Raw genomic sequence first — 20,990 nt, 5'->3', positions numbered from 1 at the left:
TCAGCGCGGGCATATCCGGCGTATATCGTCAGCCGGTAACGCAGTGCACCCGCTGGCCCACGGGCCGGGCAGTAAGGGCGAGGCATGCAGTTCAACCTGCTCGGACCGTTCGAGGTGGTCGGCGACGGCGGCGTCCGACAGCTTCCCGCCACGAAGGCCCAGGCCGTGCTCGCCGTGCTGGCCAGCCGCTCCGGTGCGGCCATCACCGTCGACGAGCTCGTCGACACACTGTGGACCGCGCCTCCGCGCAGCGCACCGCAGAACGTCCGGCAGTACGTGCACCAGCTCCGTCGGGTGGTGGGCCCGCAGCGCATCCTGCGCCGCTCCTCCGGCTACCTGCTGGTAGTCCATCCCGGGGAGCGCGACTGCGACCGCTTCGCCACCCTGGCCGAGCAGGGCCGGTCCGCGCTCGCCGCCGGCGACACCGCGGCGGGTTCCGGTCTGCTGCGGCAGGCGCTGACGCTGTGGCGAGGGCCCGCATTCGCCGGCCTGGACGACGTGGAGCCGCTACGGCGCGAAGGCGTGCGGTGGCAGGAACGCCGGCGGGCGGCTGTACGGGCGCGGATCGACGCCGATCTCGCCCTGGGTCGTCACGGCGAAGTCGTCGCCGAGCTGTCCGAGCTGGTGGCCGAGGACCCGCTGCACGAAGGCTGGCGGGCGCAACTCATGCTCGCCCTCTACCGCTGCGGCCGCCAGGGCGAGGCGCTGCAGGTCTACCGCGACACCCGCGAGATTCTGGCCGCCGAGCTCGGCCTCGAGCCGGGCAAGGAGCTGCGCCGCCTGGAACAGGCGGTGCTCACCGCCGATCCGGCCCTCGACTCTCCGCGCCCTGCGGCCACGGTCGCCGGCGCTCCGGTGCCGGTGGCTCCCGCCCCGAGCGGTCTCCCGGCACAGTTGCCGTCGGACGTGGCCGGCTTCACCGGCCGTCATGAGCTGCTACACCACCTGGACGACCTAGCCGCGCCCGGCCGTACCGGTACCGGTACCGGAGTCAGCGTGGTCGTCGTCGCCGGCACCGCGGGAGTGGGCAAGACGGCGCTGGCCGTGCACTGGGCACACATGCGGCGGGATCGATTCCCCGACGGCCAGTTGTTCGTCAACCTGCGGGGGTACGCACCGGGACCGCCGGTACGCCCGCTCGAGGTCCTCGCCCGGTTCCTGCGCGCCCTGGGCATGCCCGGCGCTCAGGTGCCGGACGACACCGACGAGGCGGCCGCCGCCTACCGCAGCCTGCTCAGCGGCAAGCGCTTCCTCGTGGTGCTCGACGACGCGCGGACCAGCGAGCAGGTCCGCCCGCTGCTGCCCGCCGAGCCCGGGTGCATGGTGCTGGTCACCAGCCGGCACCGCCTCAATGGACTGGTTGCCCGCGACGGCGCCCGCCGGCTCGCCGTGCGGATGCTGGGACCGGCGGAGACGCGTGCGCTGCTGACGTACCTGCTGGGCGCGCGGCGGGTCCAGGCCGAAGCGGACGCCGCCGCCGAGCTGGGCCGGCTCTGCGGTCACCTGCCGCTGGCCGTACGGATCGCCGCCGCCAACCTGGCCGACTCCCCGGACCGCAGTATCGGATACCTGGTGCGGGAACTCCGCGACGGCGACCGGCTGAGCGCCCTCGGCGTCATCGGAGACGACCAGACCGCCGTGCGGGCCGCATTCGACGTGTCCTACCTGGAACTCGACGGGTCGGCGCGCCGGCTGTTCCGGCTGCTCTGCCTCGTACCCGGCAGCGACGTGACGGCGCCGACGGCCGCCCGGCTGGCCGGTGTCTCCGAGGGCACCGCGGCGCGGCTGCTCGACGTGCTCGCCACCGCGCACCTGGTGGAACAGCGCAGGCCCGGCCGATACGGCCTGCACGACCTGCTGCGCGTGTACGCCGCCGAGTGCGTGCGGCGCGAGGAGACCGAGACCGAGCGCACGGCGGCCACCGAGCAGTTGTACGCACAGTACCTGCGCAATGCCGACGCGGCCGCCCGTCGGCTGTACCCGCAGCGGCTGCGCATACCGATGCCGGTCCGGGAGGACGTGCTGTCGTTCGCGGACGACACCGCGGCGCTGGAGTGGCTCGACAGCGAGCGGACGAACCTGGTGGCCGCCGTCGAGCACGCCGCCACGCACGGACCACGACCGTATTCCTGGTTGCTCGCCGATGCACTGCGCGGCTACTTCTGGCTGCGCATGTATCCGACCGAGTGGCTGACCGTGGCGCACGCCGGCCTCGCCGCCGCCGCGGCCGAGGACAGCCTGCTCGGGCAGGCCGCCGCCCAATTGAGCCTGGGCACCGCGCACTACAGATGGGGGCGGCAACGGGCGGCGCTCGAGCCGTACATGCAGGCTCTGGAGTTGAGCCGCCGGGCCGGCTGGCACGACGGGCAGGCCGCCGCACTGGGCAATCTCGGCCTGGTCCACGAGGAGGCGGGCCGGCTGCGGCTGGCCGCCGACCGGTACGCCGAGGCGCTGGCGCTAGCCGACGAGATGGGGGTGCCGCCCGGGCGCCGGGCCATCCTGCTGGGCAACCTCGGCGCCCTGCAGCACCAGATGGGCCGGCTTGAGCGGGCGGCCGAGTACCACCGTCAGGCGTTGGTGCTCTACCGTGCGGCGGACGCCCCCACCGGCGAAGCCGATGCGCTGACCGATCTCGGGCACGTCTGTCACGCACTGGGCCGCACCGACGAGAGCCTGCGCCACCTCGACGAGGCGCTGCGGCTCAACCGGCAGACCGGCGACCGCGAGAGCGAACCACGCACGCTGTGCCGCATCGCCGAGGTGCACCACGACGCCGGACGTCACCTCCTCGCACGCGACCTCGCCGAGCAGGCCCTCACGCTGGCCCGCAGCACCGCCAACCACCGCTACGAGGCGGACGCCCTGACCACCCTGGGCACCGCCCATCTCGGTCTCGGGGGCCTGCAGGCCGCCCGCGACCACCACGAGGGCGCACTTCTTCGGGCCCGGGAGACCCAGGCCCGCGGGCTGGAGCTGACCGCTGTCATCGGGCTGGCGACCGCGCTGCGACGGCTGGGCGATCTGCGGCAGGCGCGGCTGTTGGGTGAGCAGGCCGAGACCTGCGCCCGGGAAGACGGATACGCCCTGCTGCAACGCAGCGCCCGCCGGCTCCTCGCCGGTATCGAGGACGTGCAGCCGTGACGGCACCGGTGCTCCCGGCGCGACGGGCTGCCGTCGTAGGCGGAACAACCACCCGGCCGCGCGGAGCGTCAGTCCTTCTTCATCAGCGACCAGTCGGCGTCGCCGTCCTTGACGGTGGCGTCGCTGTACTGGCTGCTGTTGGCCATGGGCCAGACGCCGTTCGGGAAGCTGGCCGGGTCGACGGCGTCGCCGTGCAGCATGATCATGGCGGTGGTTTGGGCGCCGAGGAACGTCGTGAGGGTACCTAGCGCCGTCATGATGACCGCGGTGTTGACGCCGGCTTCCTCCAGCATCAGCGCGGCCCCCGCCCAGGAGAAAGCCGCCGAGGCGTAGGCGGCGATGATGGTGACCGTGGCGGCGATCAGCTTGACCAGGACGCCGGCGAGGACAACGTAGAAGGCGGCGCCGGCGACCGCACAGGCGAGCAGGTTGATGGAGGTGCTCGTCGCGATGGCGCCGACTCGTGCCGCTGCTGCGGACTGCGCGCCGACCGCGGTGCCGTACGCGTCGCGGGCTTTGCCGGACCAGTCCGATTCGTCGATCGAGAGGTTCTGGTGGGTCAGGTTCGCGCTGATCTCGTTGACCTCGCCGCGGATGTTCATCCACTGCCAGGAGTCCATGGCCATGTAGATCGGTGCGACGGCGCCCTTGAGCAGGTCGATGAACCAGTTGAGGATGTCCTGGCCGATCTCCACGGTCCTGGTCGCCAGCCACGTGATCGCCTCGGCGGCGGCATCGGTGATGAACCACTGGTCGGTGGCCTTCTGCGCCGCTGCCGGAATCTTGCCGAGGTTGGCGGAGAAGGTGGCCATGCCCGACTCGATGTCGCGCAGGGTCGCCTCGAATTGGGCCGGGCTGAAACTCACGATCGGGTCCCCGTTAGTAGACGTCGCGGATGCGGTGTTCGTTCGCCTTGTCTTCGGCGTCGTAGGTGTCCGCCACCGAGATCAGTGTCTGCCCGATCGAGGTCATCGCCGCGGCGCCCTCCCGGGCCCGGGCTGTTACGGCTCGGATGACGTCGTTGTACGGGCCGACCATGAGCTGGAACAGGCCGGCCTCCAGGCGGCCGAACTCCATCGCCTCGACCTTGGTGCTCAGCGCGGACAGTCGCCCGCCCTGGTCGTCCCACACCCCGGACTCTTTACGGAGGACAGCCGTGGCGACGGTGACCTCGGCAGCACTGGGCGGATCACTCACGGGTTCTCTCCTGTCGCGGGCCGGGGACGGGTGACTGCCTGCAAGGTCGCCAGGGCGTCACCGAGCAGCCCGTCCAGGTCAGCACCCGGGGCGTGCCGCGCCGGCATGGCGTCTCTGGCGGCACGCAATGCCGTGTTGACGGCCGAGGAGATGGATTCCCCGTCGCGAGTCGCGGCCCAGTCAGCGTCGATGGCACAGCTCAGCGGACCCGCCGCGCCGAGCGTCACCGTTACCTGGGAGCCGGGGTCGGTCCCCTCGACCGCATGTGGGACTGCTGGTGCAGGTTGTTGCACCTTGTGCAGCGCCTCGAGGACGCCTTCGGTGAGCTCGCTGGATTCCCGGGCAACGCCAGCCGGCGGTAGGCCTGAGTCGCTGGGGTCGACCCGCGGCCGGTCCTCGTCAAGGGTCTTCTGCTGCTGCCACCGGCGGGTGTCGTCGAGGTGATTCGTCCATTCCGTCATGCCTCGACGAACGGCATCGCCGTTGGCCTGCATGATGGCCGCGCCGAGGTCCGCAGCCTGGAGGCGCTGGTGCCAGCCGTTGCGGACCGTGACGCTGTCGGGTAGCCCATCGCTGCCGAGCACGACCAGCACAGATCCGGTGGCGTCAGAACCCTCGGTTTGCTTCGGGATGGCCGAGGCAAGCTGCGCGGCGAGCTCACCGAACTGGGTGACCTTGGCCTGTAACTCGACCAGTCGGGCCATCATGTCGTCGCCCATCACGATCACCGTCCTTCGCTGGCGGAGGAGCGCAGCACCGCACGGCCGACGAAGGCGATCGACAGGGCCGAGTGCAACATCAAGATCGTGAAGACGGCGAGGATGCCTCCCGTGATGAAGGCGAGCCCGAGCGCGGCGGTCAGCCCCGCTGCAACAAACAGAGCAGCGGCAACTACCCAGCGAGCAGTGCCGGTTACCCCGCGCCAGGCGAGTAGTGCACCTCCGACCGTGACCACTAGAACAGCGAGCACCATGACCTGAGTGACTGGACTGCTGAATCCCACGTCCTCTACAACGTCCGGCATGCCCGCGTAGATCAACAAGACGCCGGCCAACTCGAACAGCGGGCCAGCAAGCCAGATCAGCAACGCCAATCCGCCCCTCTGCCTGGCGCCTGTCGACGATGCGGCCATATCCACCCCCGCTACTCGAGCAGCCACCCTTTCAAGATCGAGCCGAACTCAGCAACCCGGTGAGCTGGAACGGTGGCGGTGGGGTGCCTCGTCGCCATCGGTAGGGCGGAGGTCGGCCCGTGTACGCAGGTATCGCACGGCGTGGCGGAAACGTGCCTGTTCGTATGCATGGTTGACGAAGATCCCGGCCACGAGAAGTCATCGGATTTGTACGCATTGCGAGGCTGCGCGCTGGTAGAGCTGAGCGAGCCGGGCGGGGGCAGCGGGGCGGTCAGGGGATCGCCGCTAGCCGCGGTCAGCAGCCGGGCCGTTTTCTGGCGTCGACTGAGCCTGAGCAGCGTGATCTGAGCTGCCAGCACCGTCAGATATCGCAACTGTCGCAATAGCCGAGTCCGCGTTGCCGGCCTCCCCCGATCTCCCGACCGCGAGCGCCGACCCGGCGACCCGCCGACCCGGCGACCCGGCGACCGACGGAACGTGTCGTAGCCACCCGCCGCCGCCACGGTGGAGATCGCCGCCTGGACGGGGCAACGGTCGCAGAGAAGCCGACCTGCCAAACGTCCCCTCTCCCGATCGGTAGAGGTGATCAGGTCGCTCGGTAGAAGAACGGCGCGGAGTTTCCTGCGATTCTGGTGTCGATCCCGGAGTCGATGGCTCGCCGGTTCGGTTGCCGACGTCTCCTCGGAGGATCGGACGGTGGCCGGCAATGTGCGTTCCTTCCCTTCTGCCGTGCGCAACAATTTGGGTAAACGAGGTGTACCCGCGTCCGACATGGCGCGGGACATACACTCCTTTACCCTTCTAACGATGCAGCGCCTTGTTCTCCTGTCGAAGTGAGACAAGGCCTCCTTTCGATAACCGAGCGCACGAGGGAACGCTACGACGGGTCGCACGAGAATGGAGGCGGCATGAGAACGATCTTCTATTTCTACGGCCGAGAAACGATCATCACCGATCAGGCGTTCATCAAGCTTGGAACCGGCGTTGCGCGCTATCCCATCAAGCATATTGGAAAGATCGGTATGGTTCGACGCCTGAGGCCTGGCCGGGCGTCACCCGGTACGATTTACGCGATCGTGGCGTTGATGACGTTCGGCGTTTCGGCCGGCTCGGTGCTACAAAATCCGTTTCTCTCCGCCGGAGCGACGATACTCGCCGCAATTCTCGCTTTCCGCCGGCTGTACGTGCCGAGAATGGAGCTGTGGGCAGAATATCGCGGAAGCGTTGCGGTACTGTTTTCCACCACTGATCCTCGAGTCTTCGGTCAGGTTTCCCGAGCATTGATGCGAGCCATCGAATCCTGCAGGTTACGCAGGGAAAGTGCGTCGATTGCTTCCGGCGAGTTTCGATCCGAAAACTGAGGCCGCCGCGGCAGCCGCAGAAACCACGGCACCTGTGCACGCGGTACATCCGCTTCAGTATCCGGCTGCCGACTATTGTTTCACATGGACGGGATCCACCAATGGGGAGTGACGCACGTTCAGTCGTCCGCATCGCGCTCATCGGCAACCTCGACGAGGCACGCGCCGGCGACGCCCGGGACATTATCATCAAGATGATATCCACCTCCACACCGGCGCGTATAGATCTGGACCTGAGTGGGATCGACAGCATAGATTCCTCGGCGTTGCGATCCCTTGTTGCGTGCCATCAGTTGGCGAACATCGCGGGGATTCGAGTAACAATAGTCGATGCTTCGCCTGCCGTACGCAAATCCATATGGGCCTGTGGACTGTCGGGGCTTCTTCTTGGTGAGCGCTTGAAAGGTATGTTGTAGACGGTGCGGCACCGTGACATGGGTGGTCGGGGTAGGGCGGCCCGGCGCCATCCGCTCACCGTGGCCATCCATCCGACCGGAGCGATGCCGCCGACTCGAGCATCCCGGCATCGCGGCTTCCTTCCCACACTTCACCGCGGTGCTGTTTGACGGTTGGCGGTCCGGCATGGGGGCTGACCCCCAAGTCGGGTTCCGGGTTTTCCGGCTGGTGCGGACATCGAGATTCTTCGTACGGTCGGGGACAGATATGTTCCCGAAAGGAGCCTCGATGTGAGCGCACATTCCGCAGTCCGAAGGGCCGAGAGGTGGCGGAGAGTCGTGGCGGCCGCGACGGTTGGCGCGGTGCTGGCCACGGCGGTCGGCGCAGGGGCCGGGTCGGCCTCGCCGCCCCCGGATCGCCGGTCCACGACAGCGGTGCTACGGCACGGGCTCGACGATCTGCACCACCTCGGCGCATCCGGCACGCAGGGCCTGGTCCACGACGGGGGGCGGGTGACCGCAGCCCGCAGCGGTGTGGCCGACCTGGACACCGGCGCGCCGATGCCGGTCGACGGCTACTTCCGGATCGGCAGCACCACGAAGACGTTCGTGTCGGTGGTGCTGCTCCAGCTCGTCGGTGAGGGCCGGATCCGGCTGGACGACCCGATCGAACGCTGGCTGCCCGGTGTCCTCAACGCCAACGGCAACGACGGCCGGCACGTCACCGTACGCCAGGTCCTGCAGCACACCAGCGGCCTCTACGACCCCACCAACGACCTCGACGCGCTCAAGTCGGCCGACGAGTTCCTGGTGCACCGCTTCGACCATTACACCGAGGCGCATCTGGTGGCGATCGCGATGCGGCACCCGCCGCTGTTCGCCGCCGGCACGCGCTGGAGCTACTCGAACACCAACTACCTCGTGGCCGGCATGCTCATCGAACGAGTCACCGGACATTCGTGGCACACCGAGGTGCGCTCCCGGATCCTCGTCCCGCTGCACCTGACCCGTACGTTCTACCCCGGCGACCGGCCGACCTTGCCCCGGCCGCACGCCAAGGGATACCGGCAGTTCGCTGCGGGCGGGCCGCTGGTCGACACGACCGTCTTCAATCCGACCGTGACGGCCTCGGCCGGCGGCCTGGTCAGCACCACCACCGACCTGGCCCGCTTCTGGCAGGCGGTGGCGCGCGGCCGGCTATTGCGGCCCGGACAGATGGCCGAGCTGCACCAGACTGTACTGGCCGATGGATTCCAGGGAATTCGGCCGGGCATCCGCTACGGACTGGGGATCATGTGGATACCCAACCGGTGCGGCGGCTCCTGGGCGCACGTCGGCTCCATGCCCGGAATGAGCACCCTCGCCGCGGTCACCGCGGACGGGCGCCGCTCGACGGTCTTGTACCTGGCCACCGAGCTGGCCGACCCGGACCGGGCAGAAGCGGTCATACAGCGGGAGCTGACACTGCTCGACGACCTGATCTGCGGCTGAGGACCATCAAGGAATGAACGGGAGGTTGACGTACACCGGCCGGAGCCTCCTGACAGCCACGACGTCAAGCTAGAGTCCCGACGGATACGGCACACTGCCTGTCGATGAGCTGTACCACCGACGACAACGCACGGACCGAGGAACCCGATCCACACCGCAGAGTCGACGACTACATCGACGAACGACTGGACTGTGCCGGACTTGAATGACCAGACCCCCCGCGCGCATCGCAACTCGGCCTCTTCGAGCGCTTCGCGAGGCTAGGCGACCGCTGATGGTGCTTTGCGGCTCACCTGGTCCGGTCGGTTGCTGCACTCGGCTGCCGCACCCACTCCCCGGCCCTGTCGGTCGAGATCCAACTGTTCCTCACACGATCTCTGGCCGGTCCAGTTGATCAGTCGTCGCTGACACGAGGTGGCCGTTCGCTTCAGTGGCACGCTGGCGTGCCTAGGGTCACCGTCAGGCCGACACTTCTGCCCGGCCGACGCAGGCGGGTGCCCTCCCGCGTGGAGGCCGACCTACCAGCCGCGATGCGGTCACCGGGCATCGTCCATGCCGCCACTTTCATGGCGCGCCGAAGCATCACCGACTTGGGCGGGTCCGGGCGGGAGATACCGAGCAGGGGGCTGGATCGCCGGAATCGTCAGCGCGGGCTCGGGATGGCGACATTCGTCAGCGCGCAGTAAGCCATCGCATGGACTTGTGACCGTACTGGCGGGCTTGCGCTGACGGCCGGATCTCCGGCTGCGCGGCGCTACGCCCACCGCCGCAGTGATCATCGCCTGGTTACCCGTCCAAGGGCCGTCAGCGGATACCCCACACGAGGCTTCCTGCGGACCGACAGCGCAAAAACGTCCGATGGTACAAAGCATGATTCTTCCGGCAAGGGGTAGACGCGATCCAACCGTGGGCAGCCCGCAGTCGGTGGGCAGGGACTGGAAGGATCGATCGTGTCGTTAACCGCTACCAGCAGGAAGTCTCCCGCCGGGCTGATCCGCAGCTTCGGAATGCTGATCATCGCCGCGGGAATTCTCATGGTGATCGCCGGAGCCGCTACCTGGTTCACCGTGTCGAGCCAGCTCGCCGATGAGAAGATCACCGTCTCTGCGGACGCCGACAGCTTCGCCGGTAATAAGATCGATGGCCCGTTGACCGCGTATGCCGAGGCAAAGGTCATCGAGAAGCACGCGCTCGCCGCCAGTGGTGGTAAGACCTACGCCGAGCTGGCGAAGGAGGACCCCAAGAGGGAAGTCGTGATGACCGGATCGTTCCTGCGGTCGTCGCTGTTCACCTCGGTCGTGTCGTTCGGCGTCGCCGCGATGGCCACGGGTCTCGGTGTGCTGGTGGCGCTGATCGGTTACGCGCTCCTGCTCGTCGGCAAGCACCTGACGCCGGCATCCGGGGCCGCACCCGGCGCAGCCTGACGACAGGACATCACCACCACGCCATGGACCGCAACGTTCGACCGGCTACCCCTCCGCGAACACGCGTGGCCCACCGCGCGCGGAGCCCGGCTCCGGCGCCGGGTCCATGGTCAGCGCTGACAGGTGAGGCGCCCCACCCGTACTCTGCCCGGCTGAGGGGGCCGGGCCTCGCCGGACTCATCGATGCGATCCTGCGGCGCACGGGTTCCTTTTCCCGCCCCAGAAATGACAGCGACATTGAGGGATCCTGAAAGGCCCTGATCGGTGGAGCCGGCGATCTTGGGTGTTGCAGCGCGGTTCCTGCCAGCCATAGATCTCCATGTGCCTGGTAGCAGACGTTGCCGATGGTCGGCGGACCGAGCCGGAGAAGGTCGAAACGCGCGGCCAAGCGCCCCGAACGCCCCGCCGGACGCGGAATCTTCGGGGCGAGAAGAGCCTCCGCCGAACGCCCGTACCTGTTCGACGTTGTCAGCGTCTGCGCCAGAGGGTGCGGGCGAACAGCAGGAGGTGCTGGTCGATCCACGGGTTGGCGAGGATCGCCAGTGGTCGCGGCGGGCCGTCGACCCCCTCGTCGAGCAGGATCTCCACGTCGTAGTCGCCGATCTTGGCCCGTCGCGGCCCGTCCTGGCCGGCGCCGTCGCTGTCCCGCAGGTCGTCGACTAGGCGGATCTCCTGGACGATCTCCTGCGGGGTGGCCAGGACCGCCAGCGGCCTGACCCTGCCCTGTGGGGTCACCGCGACCACCGCGGCGACCTCGACGTCACCGCCAAGCGCGCCACGCATCAGGGCCATCATGTGCCCGGGTTCGCGTAACCGCTCCCGCAGTTGCGGCCACAGGCGGCGCTCATGCTCCTCGAGACCGATCGCCGACACCGACCCGCACATCGCCCACCTCCGGCCTGTCTCCGCTGTCCACGCCATCCGAGGCTGAAACCCAGCGTAGGCCCGACCTAACTCCGTCTCAGGGAATCGACAGGACCAGCGCGCGGGTGATTCCTCGGCGACAGCGGCGTCCTCGGAGCGGCGGCGGAGTAGGCGGTCGACGAAGGTTGCGCCGCCTGGCTGACATCGCCCCATTCGACCCTTGCCGTATGGCGGGCCCGTACAGGACCAACGACCCTGTCTGTCTGAAATAAGAGAGGACATGCTGAGAGCACCAACCGGTGAAGATCAACGGCACAGTGTTCGAGGGCAACGTGTACCAGGTAGGCCCGTTGACCCAGGCCATCGACGCCGCGGCCAAGAGCGGCGCATAGTGGCCGCGCTCCTCACCACGCTGCACCGCATCCGGCACGCCAACGCCTGGATCTTCGGCACCATGCTGTTCTCCTCGGTGCTGAGCCTGATCGCCTCTTTCGTGCTGGCAGTCGACGCGGTCAAACTCGCCGCCGACCCGACGGCGGAGCTGTCCTGCAACATCAACCAGGTGATCATCTGCGGCACGGTCGCCGCCGCCTGGCAGTCGCAGCTACTCGGCTTCCCCAACGCGTTCCTCGGCCTGATCGCCGAACCGGTCGTGATCACCATCGCGGTGGCCTGCCTGGGCGGCGTTCGGTTCCCCCGCTGGTTCATGTTCGCCGCGCAGGTCGTCTACGCCATCGGGTTCGGCTTCGCGTACTGGCTGTTCTACCAGTCGATGTTCCACATCGGCGCACTGTGCCCGTGGTGCCTGCTCGTCACCGTATCCACGACCCTGGTGTTCGCCACCCTGACCCACGTCAACATCCGTGACGACAACCTGTTTCTGCCGACCCGGCTACAAAACGCTCTCGTCCGAGGAGTGCAAGCCAACCTCGACCTGCTCATCGTGGTCATCTGGCTGCTGATCCTGACACTGGCGATCGTGGTCAAGTACGGCGACCTGCTTCTCGGCTAGACCGCTCACAGTTTCGCCCTCCGTCGCCGCGGGTTGCACCTGCGACTCGAAGCGAGCCAGTGGCGATGTTCGTCCATCAGAAACCCTGCGACGCAGCGCCAGGTTGCTGATGGACGGCCGGAGCATAGCCGGACAGCCGGACTTGACCTTGCGCGGCAGAAGCCCTTGACGGCATCGCGCGGCGAAGCCAATCCGGCCGGACACGCGACTGCCGCGTCAACGGTCGCGGTCCGTGCTCACGTCCTCCGAGTAGGTGGCGCCGCCATCCGACTCGGTCGTCAAGGGGCGCGCGCCACCCTCCGGCGGGCCGGCCAAGGACTGCCCGCCCGCGGCGAGTTCGGGGTACTTGGCGTCGAACGCCGGGCGCTCCGAGCGGATCCGCGGCATGCGGTCGAAGTTGCGCAACGGCGGCGGCGACGAGGTCGCCCACTCCAGCGAGTTGCCGTGGCCCCACGGGTCGTCCACCGTGACGAGCTGGCCGGCCTTGTACGACTTCCAGACGTTGTAGAGGAACGGCAGCGTGGCCACGCCCAGGACGAAGGATCCGATGGTGGAGATGGTGTTCAGCGTGGTGAAGCCGTCGTCGGGCTGGTAGTCGGCGTAGCGGCGCGGCATGCCCTCGGTACCGAGCCAGTGCTGCACCAGGAACGTGGTGTGGAAGCCCAGGAACGTCAGCCAGAAGTGGATCTTTCCGAGCCGGTCGTCGAGCATCCGGCCGAACATCTTCGGGAACCAGAAGTAGATGCCGGAGAACACCGCGAACACGATCGTGCCGAAGAGCACGTAGTGGAAGTGCGCGATGACGAAGTACGAGTCCGACACGTGGAAGTCGATCGGCGGGGAGGCGAGGAGTACGCCGGAGAGGCCACCGAACAGGAAGGTGACCATGAAGCCGACCGCGAACAGCATCGGCGACTCGAAGCTGATCTGGCCGCGCCACATCGTGCCGATCCAGACGAAGAACTTCATGCCGGTCGGTACGGCGATCATGAAGCTCAGCAGGCTGAAGAACGGCAGCAGCACCTGGCCGGTGGCGAACATGTGGTGCGCCCACACGCTCATCGACAGGGCTGCGATCAGCAGGGTCGCGCCGACCAGGCCCTTGTAGCCGAAGACCGGCTTGCGGCTGAAGACCGGGATGACCTCGGTGATGATGCCGAAGAACGGCAGCGCGATCACGTACACCTCGGGGTGGCCGAAGAACCAGAAGAGGTGCTGCCACAACATCGGGCCGCCGGTGTCGATGTCGAAGACGTGGGCGCCCAAAACGCGGTCCGCGGCGAGCGCGAAGAGGGCGGCGGCCAGGAACGGGAAGATCATGATCACCAGCAGGCTGGTGACCAGGATGTTCCACGTGAAGATCGGCATCCGGAACATGGTCATGCCCGGCGCCCGCAGCGTGATGATCGTCGTGATCATGTTGACGGCGCCCAGGATGGTGCCCAGACCGCCGACGGCCAGGCCGACCACCCACATGTTGCCGCCGACGCCCGGCGAGTGCAGGTCGTCGCTGAGCGGCGTGTACGCGAACCAGCCGAAGTCGGCGGCGCCACCGGGGGTGAGAAATCCGCTCATGGCCATCAGGCTGCCGAACAGGTAGAGCCAGTAGGCGAAGGCGTTGAGCCGCGGGAACGCCACGTCGGGGGCACCGATCTGGATCGGGATCACGTAGTTCGCGAAGGCGAACACGATCGGCGTCGCGAAGAACAGCAGCATGATCGTGCCGTGCATCGTGAACATCTGGTTGAACTGCTCGGGCGACAGGACCTGCATGCCCGGCCGGGCCAGCTCCGCCCGCATCAGCAACGCCAGGAAACCACCGATCACATAGAACACGATCGACGTGACCATGTACATGATCCCGATCTGTTTCGCGTCCGTCGTGCGCAGGATCCGCGCGAGCGCCGAACCTTTCACCTGCCGGCGCACCGGATGCGGCCGAGTGCGTACAGGACGCGGTGAGACGGTGGTCATGGTGGCTCCTCGGCTGCCGCATCTCAGAAACAGGCGTCTACCCCTTGTTATAGGCTTCTAACGGAGCGAATCGCTGGATTTCCGGCCATTCAGACATCCTGTCGGGCGGCGCCGTACTCCGTGCGCGTGTGCACACGCATGCGGCCGGCAGTGGTGCGACCGTCGACGGTGTTGCGGACACGCCGGCGGTCGGGCGGCCGAACCGGTCTGCGACTTGCGGCAATGGCAGCTCAGCCGACCCCGTGGGTAACTCCGGTGCCGAGGATCTCGCGGTCGTCGTAGTCGTAGGTCAGCTCGTCGACGACATCGACGACGCCGGCGATCTGGTGGGTGAGCCGGCCGGCGATGTCCGCCGTCGACCACCGATCGACGCGGCCGTGCAGCGTCACGATGCCCTCGCGCACGTCGGCCTGCACCTGTTCAGGCGCGTCGGTCATGTGCACGCGCACGACATTGTGCAGGACGTCACGGTGGATGTCGTCGTCGGGACGCAGATGCACCTTGAGCAGGTCGCTGCGGGAGACGATGCCGACCAGACGGCCGAGATCGTCGGTCACGGGAAGCCGCTTGACCCGTTCCCTGTCCATGAGCCGTGCAGCGGCGGGGATCGACGTGCCCGTCAACACGGTCACCGCCGGACTGCTCATCAGGTCGGCGGCGGTAAGGGCGTTGGCCTTCAGCCGCTCACCACGGCGGCGCCGCCCCTCGAACATCCGCGGCTGCTCCTGACCGGCGTACTCGATCTTGCGCAGCAGGTCGGCCTCGGAGACCACACCGGTCACGCGCTGGAAGTCGTCGACCACCGGTACGGCGCTCAGCCGGTTCCTGATGAGCAGGTCCACGACGGTCCGGTACGGCACCGTCTCCGCGACCGTGACCACCGCAGTCGTCATCACGTCGTCCACATGCCAGTTCTTCACCACGCGACCTCCTTCTCACCTCGGACGTTAGGCGGCGTCAGGGCCGGTGGTCAGGGCCGAAAGGCCCACCCGGCAGGACCTGAGTGCCCGGGGCCGGCCTGAGTCCTCCGGACAGATCCCGGCCGTTGTCATTGCGGGACGGCCGGGCCACGTCATTGCGGGACGGCCGGGCCACCCGCATTCCGCAGGATCCATCACACGACAGAGCAATGGACGGACCGCTCATTCACCGATCCGCGCAGGATTCCCGGCGAACGGCCACAGCACCGCAACGCCTCCGTGACCAGCAGCGGCGCACGATCAGCCGCCTCAGCAGACCGGCACTGGTATACCGGGCGGCCGCGCTGGTGCCCGCCGTGGGGCCCGAGCGAGCTGTCCGCACCGACCACGATATCCCGCCGCACATCGAACGCCGCGCTTTCGCGGACTTTGGCCGACGGCTTGCCGCCGGACTTGGCACGGGTCGCGCCTCGACCCCGCAGTACAGGGTGCTGACGGCACGCGAACTGCTGTCCCGTCGGCCCCGCTTCCCCACTGGCCGTCAGCTTCCCCTTGCGGCGGGAGGGAATCGTCCGGCCGGCGATCGTCACCACCGCCGGCCTAAGGTGCGCAAGGGGCTACAGCCCTAGATCACCGGGTACCGGTGAAGGTTGCGGCGCCGCCGACCAGAATCTTCAGGCCGGTCGGACACCGGCGGGTGGAGGCGGTGATGGTGGCGGGACTGCCGAGGGCGTCGCCCATGTCGACGCGGAGGTCGGTGACGCCGCGGTCGGCCAGGTGAGCGGCGAGGCAGGCGGTGCTGTTGGCGTTGGCGATGTCTTCGGGGACTCCGATCGAGGGGGCGAACATGCGTGCCGTGACGCGGCCGGCGCTCGTCGGTGCCGAATAGACATAGCAGCCGAGTAGTCCGAACCGGTCGCAGGCCGCGCGCAGCCGGTCGAACTCGGGGACGAGGGCTGCGACGACCGCGGGCGTGGCGACCGGGATCAGCATCCGAGCCCGGCCCAGTGAGGCGACGCAGGCGCCGGGGGCCAGCAGGTCCGGGCCCACGCCCAGGGCGGCGACAACGGGATCGATCTCGGCTGAGGCGGGTTCGCGCAGGGCGACCGAACCCGGGTCGAAGGCGGCATGGATGGTGTCGCCGTCGAGAACGGCGCGGCCGGCGAAGGTCCGAGCCGAGACGCACAGCCTGAACTCGTGCTCGGTGCTCCCGCGCTGCCGGGCGAGGAAGGCCATGGCGGCGATCGTGCCGTGGCCGCATGCGGGCAGCTCTCCCCCGGCGGTGAAGAAGCGCAGATCCACGGTGGATGGTGCGGTCGCGGCGCGGCTTTCGTGAGGCGTCGACACGCCTGGAGCGCTCTGCGGATGCCGCCGGGTTACGAAGACGGCATGCGAGGTGCCGCAACGGACCGGCACCCGGCTGCGCTCGGCATCGGTCAGTGTGGCCGGGGCGGCATCGTCGACGACGGCTGTCGGGCTGCCGCCCCGGCCTTCGCGAAGGCAGACGTTGACGATGGCGATCATGGCCTGAGGACCGAGGCGAAGGTCGGGGCGCCGGGCTCGAGGCGGATGCGGGCGGCTCGCGCCACGTAGCCGATCGCCTGGAGCTGGTGCTCGATCTCCGCCTGGTACGGCGGTTGAAGTGGGGCCATGCGGGACATGCGCCCTCCCTGTTCTGTTTCAGAAACCGCCGGCACGTACGGTAGCGTTACGGATTCAGAAACGGCAACGGGTGGCGGTGCGAGGCGTTCCACAGCCAGGTCGTCCGGTGCGCGGCTCGACGACCGGGCGGCCGTTGATGGCCGCGTTGGATCTGCTCGGCCGCCGCTGGGCGCTGCGGATCCTGTGGGAACTGGGCGAAGGGCCGGTCGGCGCGCGGAACCTGCGCGAACGCTGCGACGGTATGTCGAGCAGCGTGCTGTACCAGCGGCTCAGGGAACTGCTCGCGGCTGGTCTCGTGCACCACCGCGGTGACGACGACCGCTACGAGCTGACCCCGGTGGGACGGTCACTGGGCGCGGCCATCGCTCCGCTCGAGCAGTGGGCCGGGACCTGGGCCGCGTCGGGACACTGATTCCTGGCATCCGACCGACAGCGCCGGTGGCGTCGACGACACGGACGACCAAGCTGGATGCTCCACGACCGTCGGCACGCTCCTGCCGGGCCTGTGGCGTGCGAGGGTGACGACGGCGGTCACATCACCTGGAGGCTGCCGTCGACGAGGTGGCCGGGTACCCGACACAGCACCGCACCCCGGGTGAGGGGCAGTCGACCGAGCTAATAGGAGCGCTCGACCAGGGCCGCCAACCGGTCCAAGGTCGCCGTCATCGACCGCTGGTTGCGCTCCGCCCAGCTCATGGCATGGATCAACCACTTCGCGCGACAGGTGCTCCAGTCGAACGTCTCCCGTACCATCGTGGCCGAATCCGTGGCCGGTTCGAGCTCGTAGCGCCATACGTGATGACCCAGCTCTTGCCGCCATGCGATGCGCCGGTTCTCCTCGAACTCCACGACCGAGTTCCACATCCGGTACGGCACCCGGACGCGCATGTCCATGGTGAACGTCGCCCCGGGAAAGAGCCGACGCGGATTCCGCGCGTGGCTGCCCAGCACCGTGCCCGACCCGTCGAGCCGGGCATGAAGCGCGGGATCAGCGAGCAGGTCGAAGATTCGCGCGGCCGGCGACGCGATCACGCGCTCCACGGACACGCTATGGCGTGCGGAGCCGTGGTCGCCTACCGTGACAGAACTGCGGGACATCCTCACTCCTGTTCGTCGAGCGGATGATGGCTTCCCACGATCAACGTAGACGTTCTGTCGATTCCCGCGCCGCCACATGTGACGACGTGCATCTATGGGATACCTCACCGGCCGTGAGCCATCGTTTCGACCAGGAAGACAGACCGGGAGACGGCGGTCGCGGCGGGCGATCCCAGCACACAAGTCCCGCCCACGCGCCGGGGTGGACGGAGGAGCGCCGCTGGTCGTCGTAGAACCGGATCGGCGCCTCGGCGCCGGCCAGCCGGGGAAAGGCCGGGCCAAGTGCTAGGCGTCTGCGTGCAGCCCGCGTGCTGGTGGAGCAGGATGGGCGCATGGTGTGGGAGTTTCGACGTCCGGTGGTGGTGGCGCCGATGGCCGGGGGTCCGTCGATGCCGGGCTTGGTGACGGCGGCCGCGGCCGCCGGTGCGCTGGGTTTTCTGGCGGCCGGGTACAAGTCGGCCGATCAGGTGGCCCGGGAGGTCGCCGAGGTGCGCGCCAGCGGGGTGCCGTTCGGATTGAACATCTTCGTGCCGTCACCGCCGCCGGTCGACGTGGCAACCCTGCGGGAATATCGCGAGGCCCTGCGGCCAGAGGCCGAGCGGTACGAGGTCGAGCTGCCGCAGCTAAGGCTGGCTGACGACGACGGTTTCGCCGCCAAGGTGCAGGTCGCGGTGGGTGCGTCGGTGCCCTGGGTCAGCTTCACCTTCGGGGTTCCCGAGGAGTCGGTCGTCAAGGAGCTGCGGCGAGCCGGTTGCACCGTGTTGGTGACGGTGACCGACGCCGACGAGGCACGACGCGCGGCGGCTGCGGGACCGGACGCGCTGATCGCGCAGGCGGGGTCGGCCGGTGGCCATTCGGCGACGATGTCGCCTGCTGACTACGACGGCTCGTCCACGGCGCCAGAGGTGGTCCGCGACGTCCGCGCAGCCGTGAACCTGCCCATCATCGCCGCGGGCGGCACCGGAACTGCCCAGGACGTACGGCACCTGCTCGCAGCCGGCGCGATGGCGGTACAGGCAGGCACGGTCTTCCTGCTGGCCGACGAGGCCGGGACGCGGGCGGTGCAGCGCGACGCGATGCTGTCGCGACGATTCACAGAGACGACGGTGACCCGAGCGTTCACCGGCCAACCGGCGCGGGCGCTGAAAAATCGGTTCACCGACACCTACTCACCGAGCGCACCGCTCGGTTATCCCACCGTCCACCACCTGACCGCACCGATCCGGGCAGCGGCGACCCGCCACGGGGACCCCGACACCATCAACCTATGGGCGGGTACGGCGCACGCCGAGGCCCGCCCCGGCCCGACCGCAGAGATCATGCGCAGGCTGACCGGCGAGGACTAGGGAATCACGGTAGGCGCACGCACATGAACACGGATGCCCTTGTGGTGTCCGTAGCACCCGCGGGGGTCTGACGGAGGCCACGACCCGCCCGGTGGCCATGTCCCATATCCGCACCCGGCCGTCGCTGCCGACAGTGGCCAGGCGGTCGCTGGCGGGGCCGAGCGAGTCGCCGCCCACCCAGGTCGTCGCGCCACCGCCCGGCTGGGACCAGAGCGGAGTGCCGTCATGCAGCCGGACCACGTGCACGGCCTGGATCGAGGTGCCGTCCTCACTCCGGTCGAGGAACAGAACGCGTCCACCACCGGCGGCGGAGGGCGACCCGGTCGCTTCCCACGCCGGTCAGCGCCTCCGCAGCACGTTGGCAGAGCTGATCACGGTGCAGATCTTACGCCCATTTGAAGATTTGAGCTGAGTCTTGCAGCGCCGGAAGGACCGTCGACGTCTCTTGCTGATTCTTGAAGACCCATCGCGGGCGGGGGCCCTTTCCATACCCTCGGGGGGTGGGTGTCCCACTGTTCGCTCGGAGGAGGAGAACCGATGGTCAGGAAGGGATCCGCGGGAACGGGTGAGGGCGTACCGCCGATGTTGCGCTCGGCGGAGACACTGCTGGCCGCGCTGCACGCCGCGCCGTCCGTGTTGATCATCGCCAACGCCGCCGGTGAGATCGTCTACCGGAACAAGGCCGCCGACGAACTCACCCGGCGCGCCGTCGGGCAACACGGCGAGCAGGCGATGCTCGACCTGCGGAACGGGATGAAGCGCATCATGGAGACCGCGACCGATTTCCCGCTCACCACGCACATCCCGACCGAGGTCAACGGCAGGAAACTGTACGGGGGCGTCACCATCGACCGCTTCCCCGGCGGCTTCATCTTCACGTGGTCCGACGAGACCGAGAAGGTGGAGGCCAACGAGCTCGTCAACTCGCTGGTCACCGAGCTGACCCGGGCCAGTTCCGAGCTGGCCGAGGCCGGGCGCCAGCTGGCCGACGCCGCCGGTCAGAGCGCCGAGCGGGCCGACGCGATCTCGCGCAACTCCAGCGAGATGGCCGAGAGCATCCGCGAGATCGCCGGACGGGTGACGAGCGCGACGACGAGCACCGACACGGCGGTCGCCTCCGCGCGGTCGACCGCGAACAGCATGAACCAGCTCCAGGGCTCCAGCCAGGAGATCGGCAACGTCACCAAGCTCATCATCGCCGTAGCCGAGCAGACCAAGCTGCTCGCGCTCAACGCGCAGATCGAGTCCGCGCGGGCGGGCGCGGCCGGCAAGGGCTTCGCGGTCGTGGCTGCGGAGGTCAAGGAGCTGGCCGGGCGCAGCGCCGAGGCCACCCAGCAGATCATCGGTATGATCAAGGCGATTCAGAGTGAGAGCCTGCAGGCGGTGGACGGCATCTCCGGCATCGTCGGGCTCATCGAGAACATCGCGGAACAGCAGACCATGATCGCGGCGGCGGTCGAGGAACAGACTGCCACCAGCGCCGAGATGTCCGGCGGCATGCACGCCGTCGCCGAGTCGGCGACGGCCGCCGCCCGGGGCGCCGAGACAGTGCTCGCCGCGGCGGCGAACCTGCGCGAGCAGGCGGACCGGCTGCGGCAGCTCACCACCTGAGCCGGTCAGGCACTATCTGCTTCTCTGCGGCGCAGTGGATCGTGCTGTGGCGACGCAGTTGCGGTCCGCTCTGTTCGTCATCGCGTTCCATGAGTAGCAGCGACCAGGATCCAGGTTCAGTGCCTTCTCGGATGCCGATGACGTAGACGCCGTCATCACGGCGACGACCGCGACCGATTCCTCGCCGACGCCCACATCACCCTGGAATGAATCGGCGATCGACGTCCGCGCCGAAGGCGACATGGGACACGCCGCTCATGCTCCCGGGCTCGGCGCCGGTGATCCCGCTCGCGGCTAGGATCGGGGCATGCAAAGCATTCTCGGATGTGGCGACGCGTGCCTGTGCGCCGACGGGAGCATCC

The 20,990-nt window shown here is 68.4% G+C and carries 19 protein-coding genes; 9 read left to right on the top strand and 10 right to left on the bottom strand.

Annotation, left to right across the window (positions count from 1 at the left end):
* The first annotated feature begins 84 nt into the window (after positions 1 to 84).
* Entirely contained in the window at positions 85 to 3,141 is a 3,057-nt protein-coding gene (locus EDD30_RS33290; protein WP_071808407.1) for an AfsR/SARP family transcriptional regulator, read from the top strand.
* 68 nt (positions 3,142 to 3,209) lie between these two features.
* On the opposite strand, the gene EDD30_RS33285 is transcribed toward EDD30_RS33290, so the two are convergent.
* From EDD30_RS33285 to EDD30_RS33270, 4 genes are read right to left on the bottom strand one after another with little or no spacing between them, the layout of a single operon-like run.
* Positions 3,210 to 4,007, bottom strand: coding sequence for a hypothetical protein (locus EDD30_RS33285; RefSeq protein WP_071808406.1), 798 nt, complete (start codon positions 4,005 to 4,007; stop codon positions 3,210 to 3,212).
* Between the two features lie 13 nt (positions 4,008 to 4,020).
* On the bottom strand, positions 4,021 to 4,338 hold the full coding sequence (locus EDD30_RS41165) for a hypothetical protein (RefSeq protein ID WP_244945490.1): 318 nt from the start codon (positions 4,336 to 4,338) through the stop codon (positions 4,021 to 4,023).
* Positions 4,335 to 5,057, bottom strand: a complete 723-nt coding sequence (locus EDD30_RS33275) for a hypothetical protein (RefSeq protein WP_143162944.1) — start codon at positions 5,055 to 5,057, stop codon at positions 4,335 to 4,337. Before EDD30_RS33275 ends, EDD30_RS41165 begins: the two co-directional genes overlap by 4 nt.
* A gap of 5 nt (positions 5,058 to 5,062) precedes the next feature.
* The gene (locus EDD30_RS33270; RefSeq protein ID WP_143162943.1) at positions 5,063 to 5,425 is read right to left on the bottom strand and encodes a hypothetical protein; all 363 of its coding nucleotides are present in this window, start codon (positions 5,423 to 5,425) and stop codon (positions 5,063 to 5,065) included.
* Positions 5,426 to 6,378: 953 nt separating this feature from the next.
* Here EDD30_RS33270 and EDD30_RS38540 point away from each other — a divergent pair.
* From EDD30_RS38540 to EDD30_RS33250, 4 genes are all read left to right on the top strand, one after another.
* A complete protein-coding gene (locus EDD30_RS38540; protein ID WP_143162942.1) occupies positions 6,379 to 6,831 on the top strand; it encodes a DUF6232 family protein in 453 nt (150 codons plus the stop codon).
* A gap of 101 nt (positions 6,832 to 6,932) precedes the next feature.
* Positions 6,933 to 7,247: an STAS domain-containing protein gene (locus tag EDD30_RS42195; RefSeq protein WP_071808403.1), complete on the top strand. Its 315-nt coding sequence runs from the start codon at positions 6,933 to 6,935 to the stop codon at positions 7,245 to 7,247.
* 318 nt (positions 7,248 to 7,565) lie between these two features.
* The gene (locus EDD30_RS33255; RefSeq protein WP_071808402.1) at positions 7,566 to 8,717 is read left to right on the top strand and encodes a serine hydrolase domain-containing protein; all 1,152 of its coding nucleotides are present in this window, start codon (positions 7,566 to 7,568) and stop codon (positions 8,715 to 8,717) included.
* Between the two features lie 1,007 nt (positions 8,718 to 9,724).
* A complete protein-coding gene (locus EDD30_RS33250) occupies positions 9,725 to 10,141 on the top strand; it encodes an aromatic ring-opening dioxygenase LigA (RefSeq protein ID WP_211277962.1) in 417 nt (138 codons plus the stop codon).
* A 468-nt stretch (positions 10,142 to 10,609) separates the two neighbouring features.
* On the opposite strand, the gene EDD30_RS33245 is transcribed toward EDD30_RS33250, so the two are convergent.
* On the bottom strand, positions 10,610 to 11,014 hold the full coding sequence (locus EDD30_RS33245; protein ID WP_143162941.1) for a hypothetical protein: 405 nt from the start codon (positions 11,012 to 11,014) through the stop codon (positions 10,610 to 10,612).
* Between the two features lie 382 nt (positions 11,015 to 11,396).
* Here EDD30_RS33245 and EDD30_RS33240 point away from each other — a divergent pair, with 382 nt between their 5' ends.
* Positions 11,397 to 12,017 (top strand): vitamin K epoxide reductase family protein, encoded by a 621-nt coding sequence (locus tag EDD30_RS33240; protein ID WP_071808398.1) that lies wholly within the window; start codon positions 11,397 to 11,399, stop codon positions 12,015 to 12,017.
* A 216-nt stretch (positions 12,018 to 12,233) separates the two neighbouring features.
* Here EDD30_RS33240 and ctaD read toward each other — a convergent pair whose 3' ends face one another.
* The 4 genes from ctaD to EDD30_RS39515 all read right to left on the bottom strand — a co-directional run bounded on the left by ctaD (position 12,234) and on the right by EDD30_RS39515 (position 16,572).
* Complete coding sequence (gene ctaD / locus EDD30_RS33235; protein ID WP_071808397.1) at positions 12,234 to 13,991, bottom strand: aa3-type cytochrome oxidase subunit I; 1,758 nt, start codon at positions 13,989 to 13,991, stop codon at positions 12,234 to 12,236.
* Positions 13,992 to 14,221: 230 nt separating this feature from the next.
* Positions 14,222 to 14,914: a CBS domain-containing protein gene (locus EDD30_RS33230; protein WP_244945489.1), complete on the bottom strand. Its 693-nt coding sequence runs from the start codon at positions 14,912 to 14,914 to the stop codon at positions 14,222 to 14,224.
* A gap of 627 nt (positions 14,915 to 15,541) precedes the next feature.
* The gene (locus EDD30_RS33225; RefSeq protein WP_071808396.1) at positions 15,542 to 16,435 is read right to left on the bottom strand and encodes a PhzF family phenazine biosynthesis protein; all 894 of its coding nucleotides are present in this window, start codon (positions 16,433 to 16,435) and stop codon (positions 15,542 to 15,544) included.
* Complete coding sequence (locus EDD30_RS39515) at positions 16,432 to 16,572, bottom strand: hypothetical protein (RefSeq protein ID WP_170047596.1); 141 nt, start codon at positions 16,570 to 16,572, stop codon at positions 16,432 to 16,434. The genes EDD30_RS33225 and EDD30_RS39515 overlap by 4 nt, the downstream gene beginning before the upstream one ends.
* A 107-nt stretch (positions 16,573 to 16,679) precedes the next feature.
* Here EDD30_RS39515 and EDD30_RS33220 point away from each other — a divergent pair, with 107 nt between their 5' ends.
* On the top strand, positions 16,680 to 16,985 hold the full coding sequence (locus tag EDD30_RS33220) for a winged helix-turn-helix transcriptional regulator (RefSeq protein ID WP_244945488.1): 306 nt from the start codon (positions 16,680 to 16,682) through the stop codon (positions 16,983 to 16,985).
* Positions 16,986 to 17,188: 203 nt separating this feature from the next.
* Here the strand turns inward: EDD30_RS33220 and EDD30_RS33215 are convergent, their stop codons facing one another.
* On the bottom strand, positions 17,189 to 17,671 hold the full coding sequence (locus EDD30_RS33215; protein WP_071808395.1) for an SRPBCC family protein: 483 nt from the start codon (positions 17,669 to 17,671) through the stop codon (positions 17,189 to 17,191).
* Positions 17,672 to 18,003: 332 nt separating this feature from the next.
* Here EDD30_RS33215 and EDD30_RS33210 point away from each other — a divergent pair, with 332 nt between their 5' ends.
* Together EDD30_RS33210 and EDD30_RS33205 are read left to right on the top strand one after the other, a co-directional pair.
* Entirely contained in the window at positions 18,004 to 19,017 is a 1,014-nt protein-coding gene (locus tag EDD30_RS33210) for a nitronate monooxygenase (RefSeq protein WP_071808394.1), read from the top strand.
* A gap of 537 nt (positions 19,018 to 19,554) precedes the next feature.
* The gene (locus tag EDD30_RS33205) at positions 19,555 to 20,628 is read left to right on the top strand and encodes a methyl-accepting chemotaxis protein (RefSeq protein ID WP_084557177.1); all 1,074 of its coding nucleotides are present in this window, start codon (positions 19,555 to 19,557) and stop codon (positions 20,626 to 20,628) included.
* The last annotated feature ends 362 nt before the right edge of the window (positions 20,629 to 20,990 follow it).

The sequence above is a fragment of the Couchioplanes caeruleus genome (genome assembly GCF_003751945.1).
In the GTDB taxonomy this organism is placed as follows: Bacteria; Actinomycetota; Actinomycetes; order Mycobacteriales; family Micromonosporaceae; genus Actinoplanes; species Actinoplanes caeruleus.
Note: the sequence above shows the minus strand (reverse complement) of the source record. Positions and strands in the feature narration are given on the sequence as shown.

Bases quoted from the DNA above. Each gene is read 5' to 3' on its own strand.
- EDD30_RS33290 (WP_071808407.1), top strand. From the start codon at position 85: ATGCAGTTCAACCTGCTCGGACCGTTCGAGGTGGTCGGCGACGGCGGC.
- EDD30_RS33275 (WP_143162944.1), bottom strand. From the start codon at position 5,057: ATGGGCGACGACATGATGGCCCGACTGGTCGAGTTACAGGCCAAGGTC.
- EDD30_RS38540 (WP_143162942.1), top strand. From the start codon at position 6,379: ATGAGAACGATCTTCTATTTCTACGGCCGAGAAACGATCATCACCGAT.
- EDD30_RS42195 (WP_071808403.1), top strand. From the start codon at position 6,933: ATGGGGAGTGACGCACGTTCAGTCGTCCGCATCGCGCTCATCGGCAAC.
- EDD30_RS33250 (WP_211277962.1), top strand. From the start codon at position 9,725: ATGCTGATCATCGCCGCGGGAATTCTCATGGTGATCGCCGGAGCCGCT.
- ctaD (WP_071808397.1), bottom strand. From the start codon at position 13,991: ATGACCACCGTCTCACCGCGTCCTGTACGCACTCGGCCGCATCCGGTG.
- EDD30_RS33225 (WP_071808396.1), bottom strand. From the start codon at position 16,435: ATGATCGCCATCGTCAACGTCTGCCTTCGCGAAGGCCGGGGCGGCAGC.
- EDD30_RS39515 (WP_170047596.1), bottom strand. From the start codon at position 16,572: ATGTCCCGCATGGCCCCACTTCAACCGCCGTACCAGGCGGAGATCGAG.
- EDD30_RS33215 (WP_071808395.1), bottom strand. From the start codon at position 17,671: ATGTCCCGCAGTTCTGTCACGGTAGGCGACCACGGCTCCGCACGCCAT.
- EDD30_RS33210 (WP_071808394.1), top strand. From the start codon at position 18,004: ATGGTGTGGGAGTTTCGACGTCCGGTGGTGGTGGCGCCGATGGCCGGG.
- EDD30_RS33205 (WP_084557177.1), top strand. From the start codon at position 19,555: ATGGTCAGGAAGGGATCCGCGGGAACGGGTGAGGGCGTACCGCCGATG.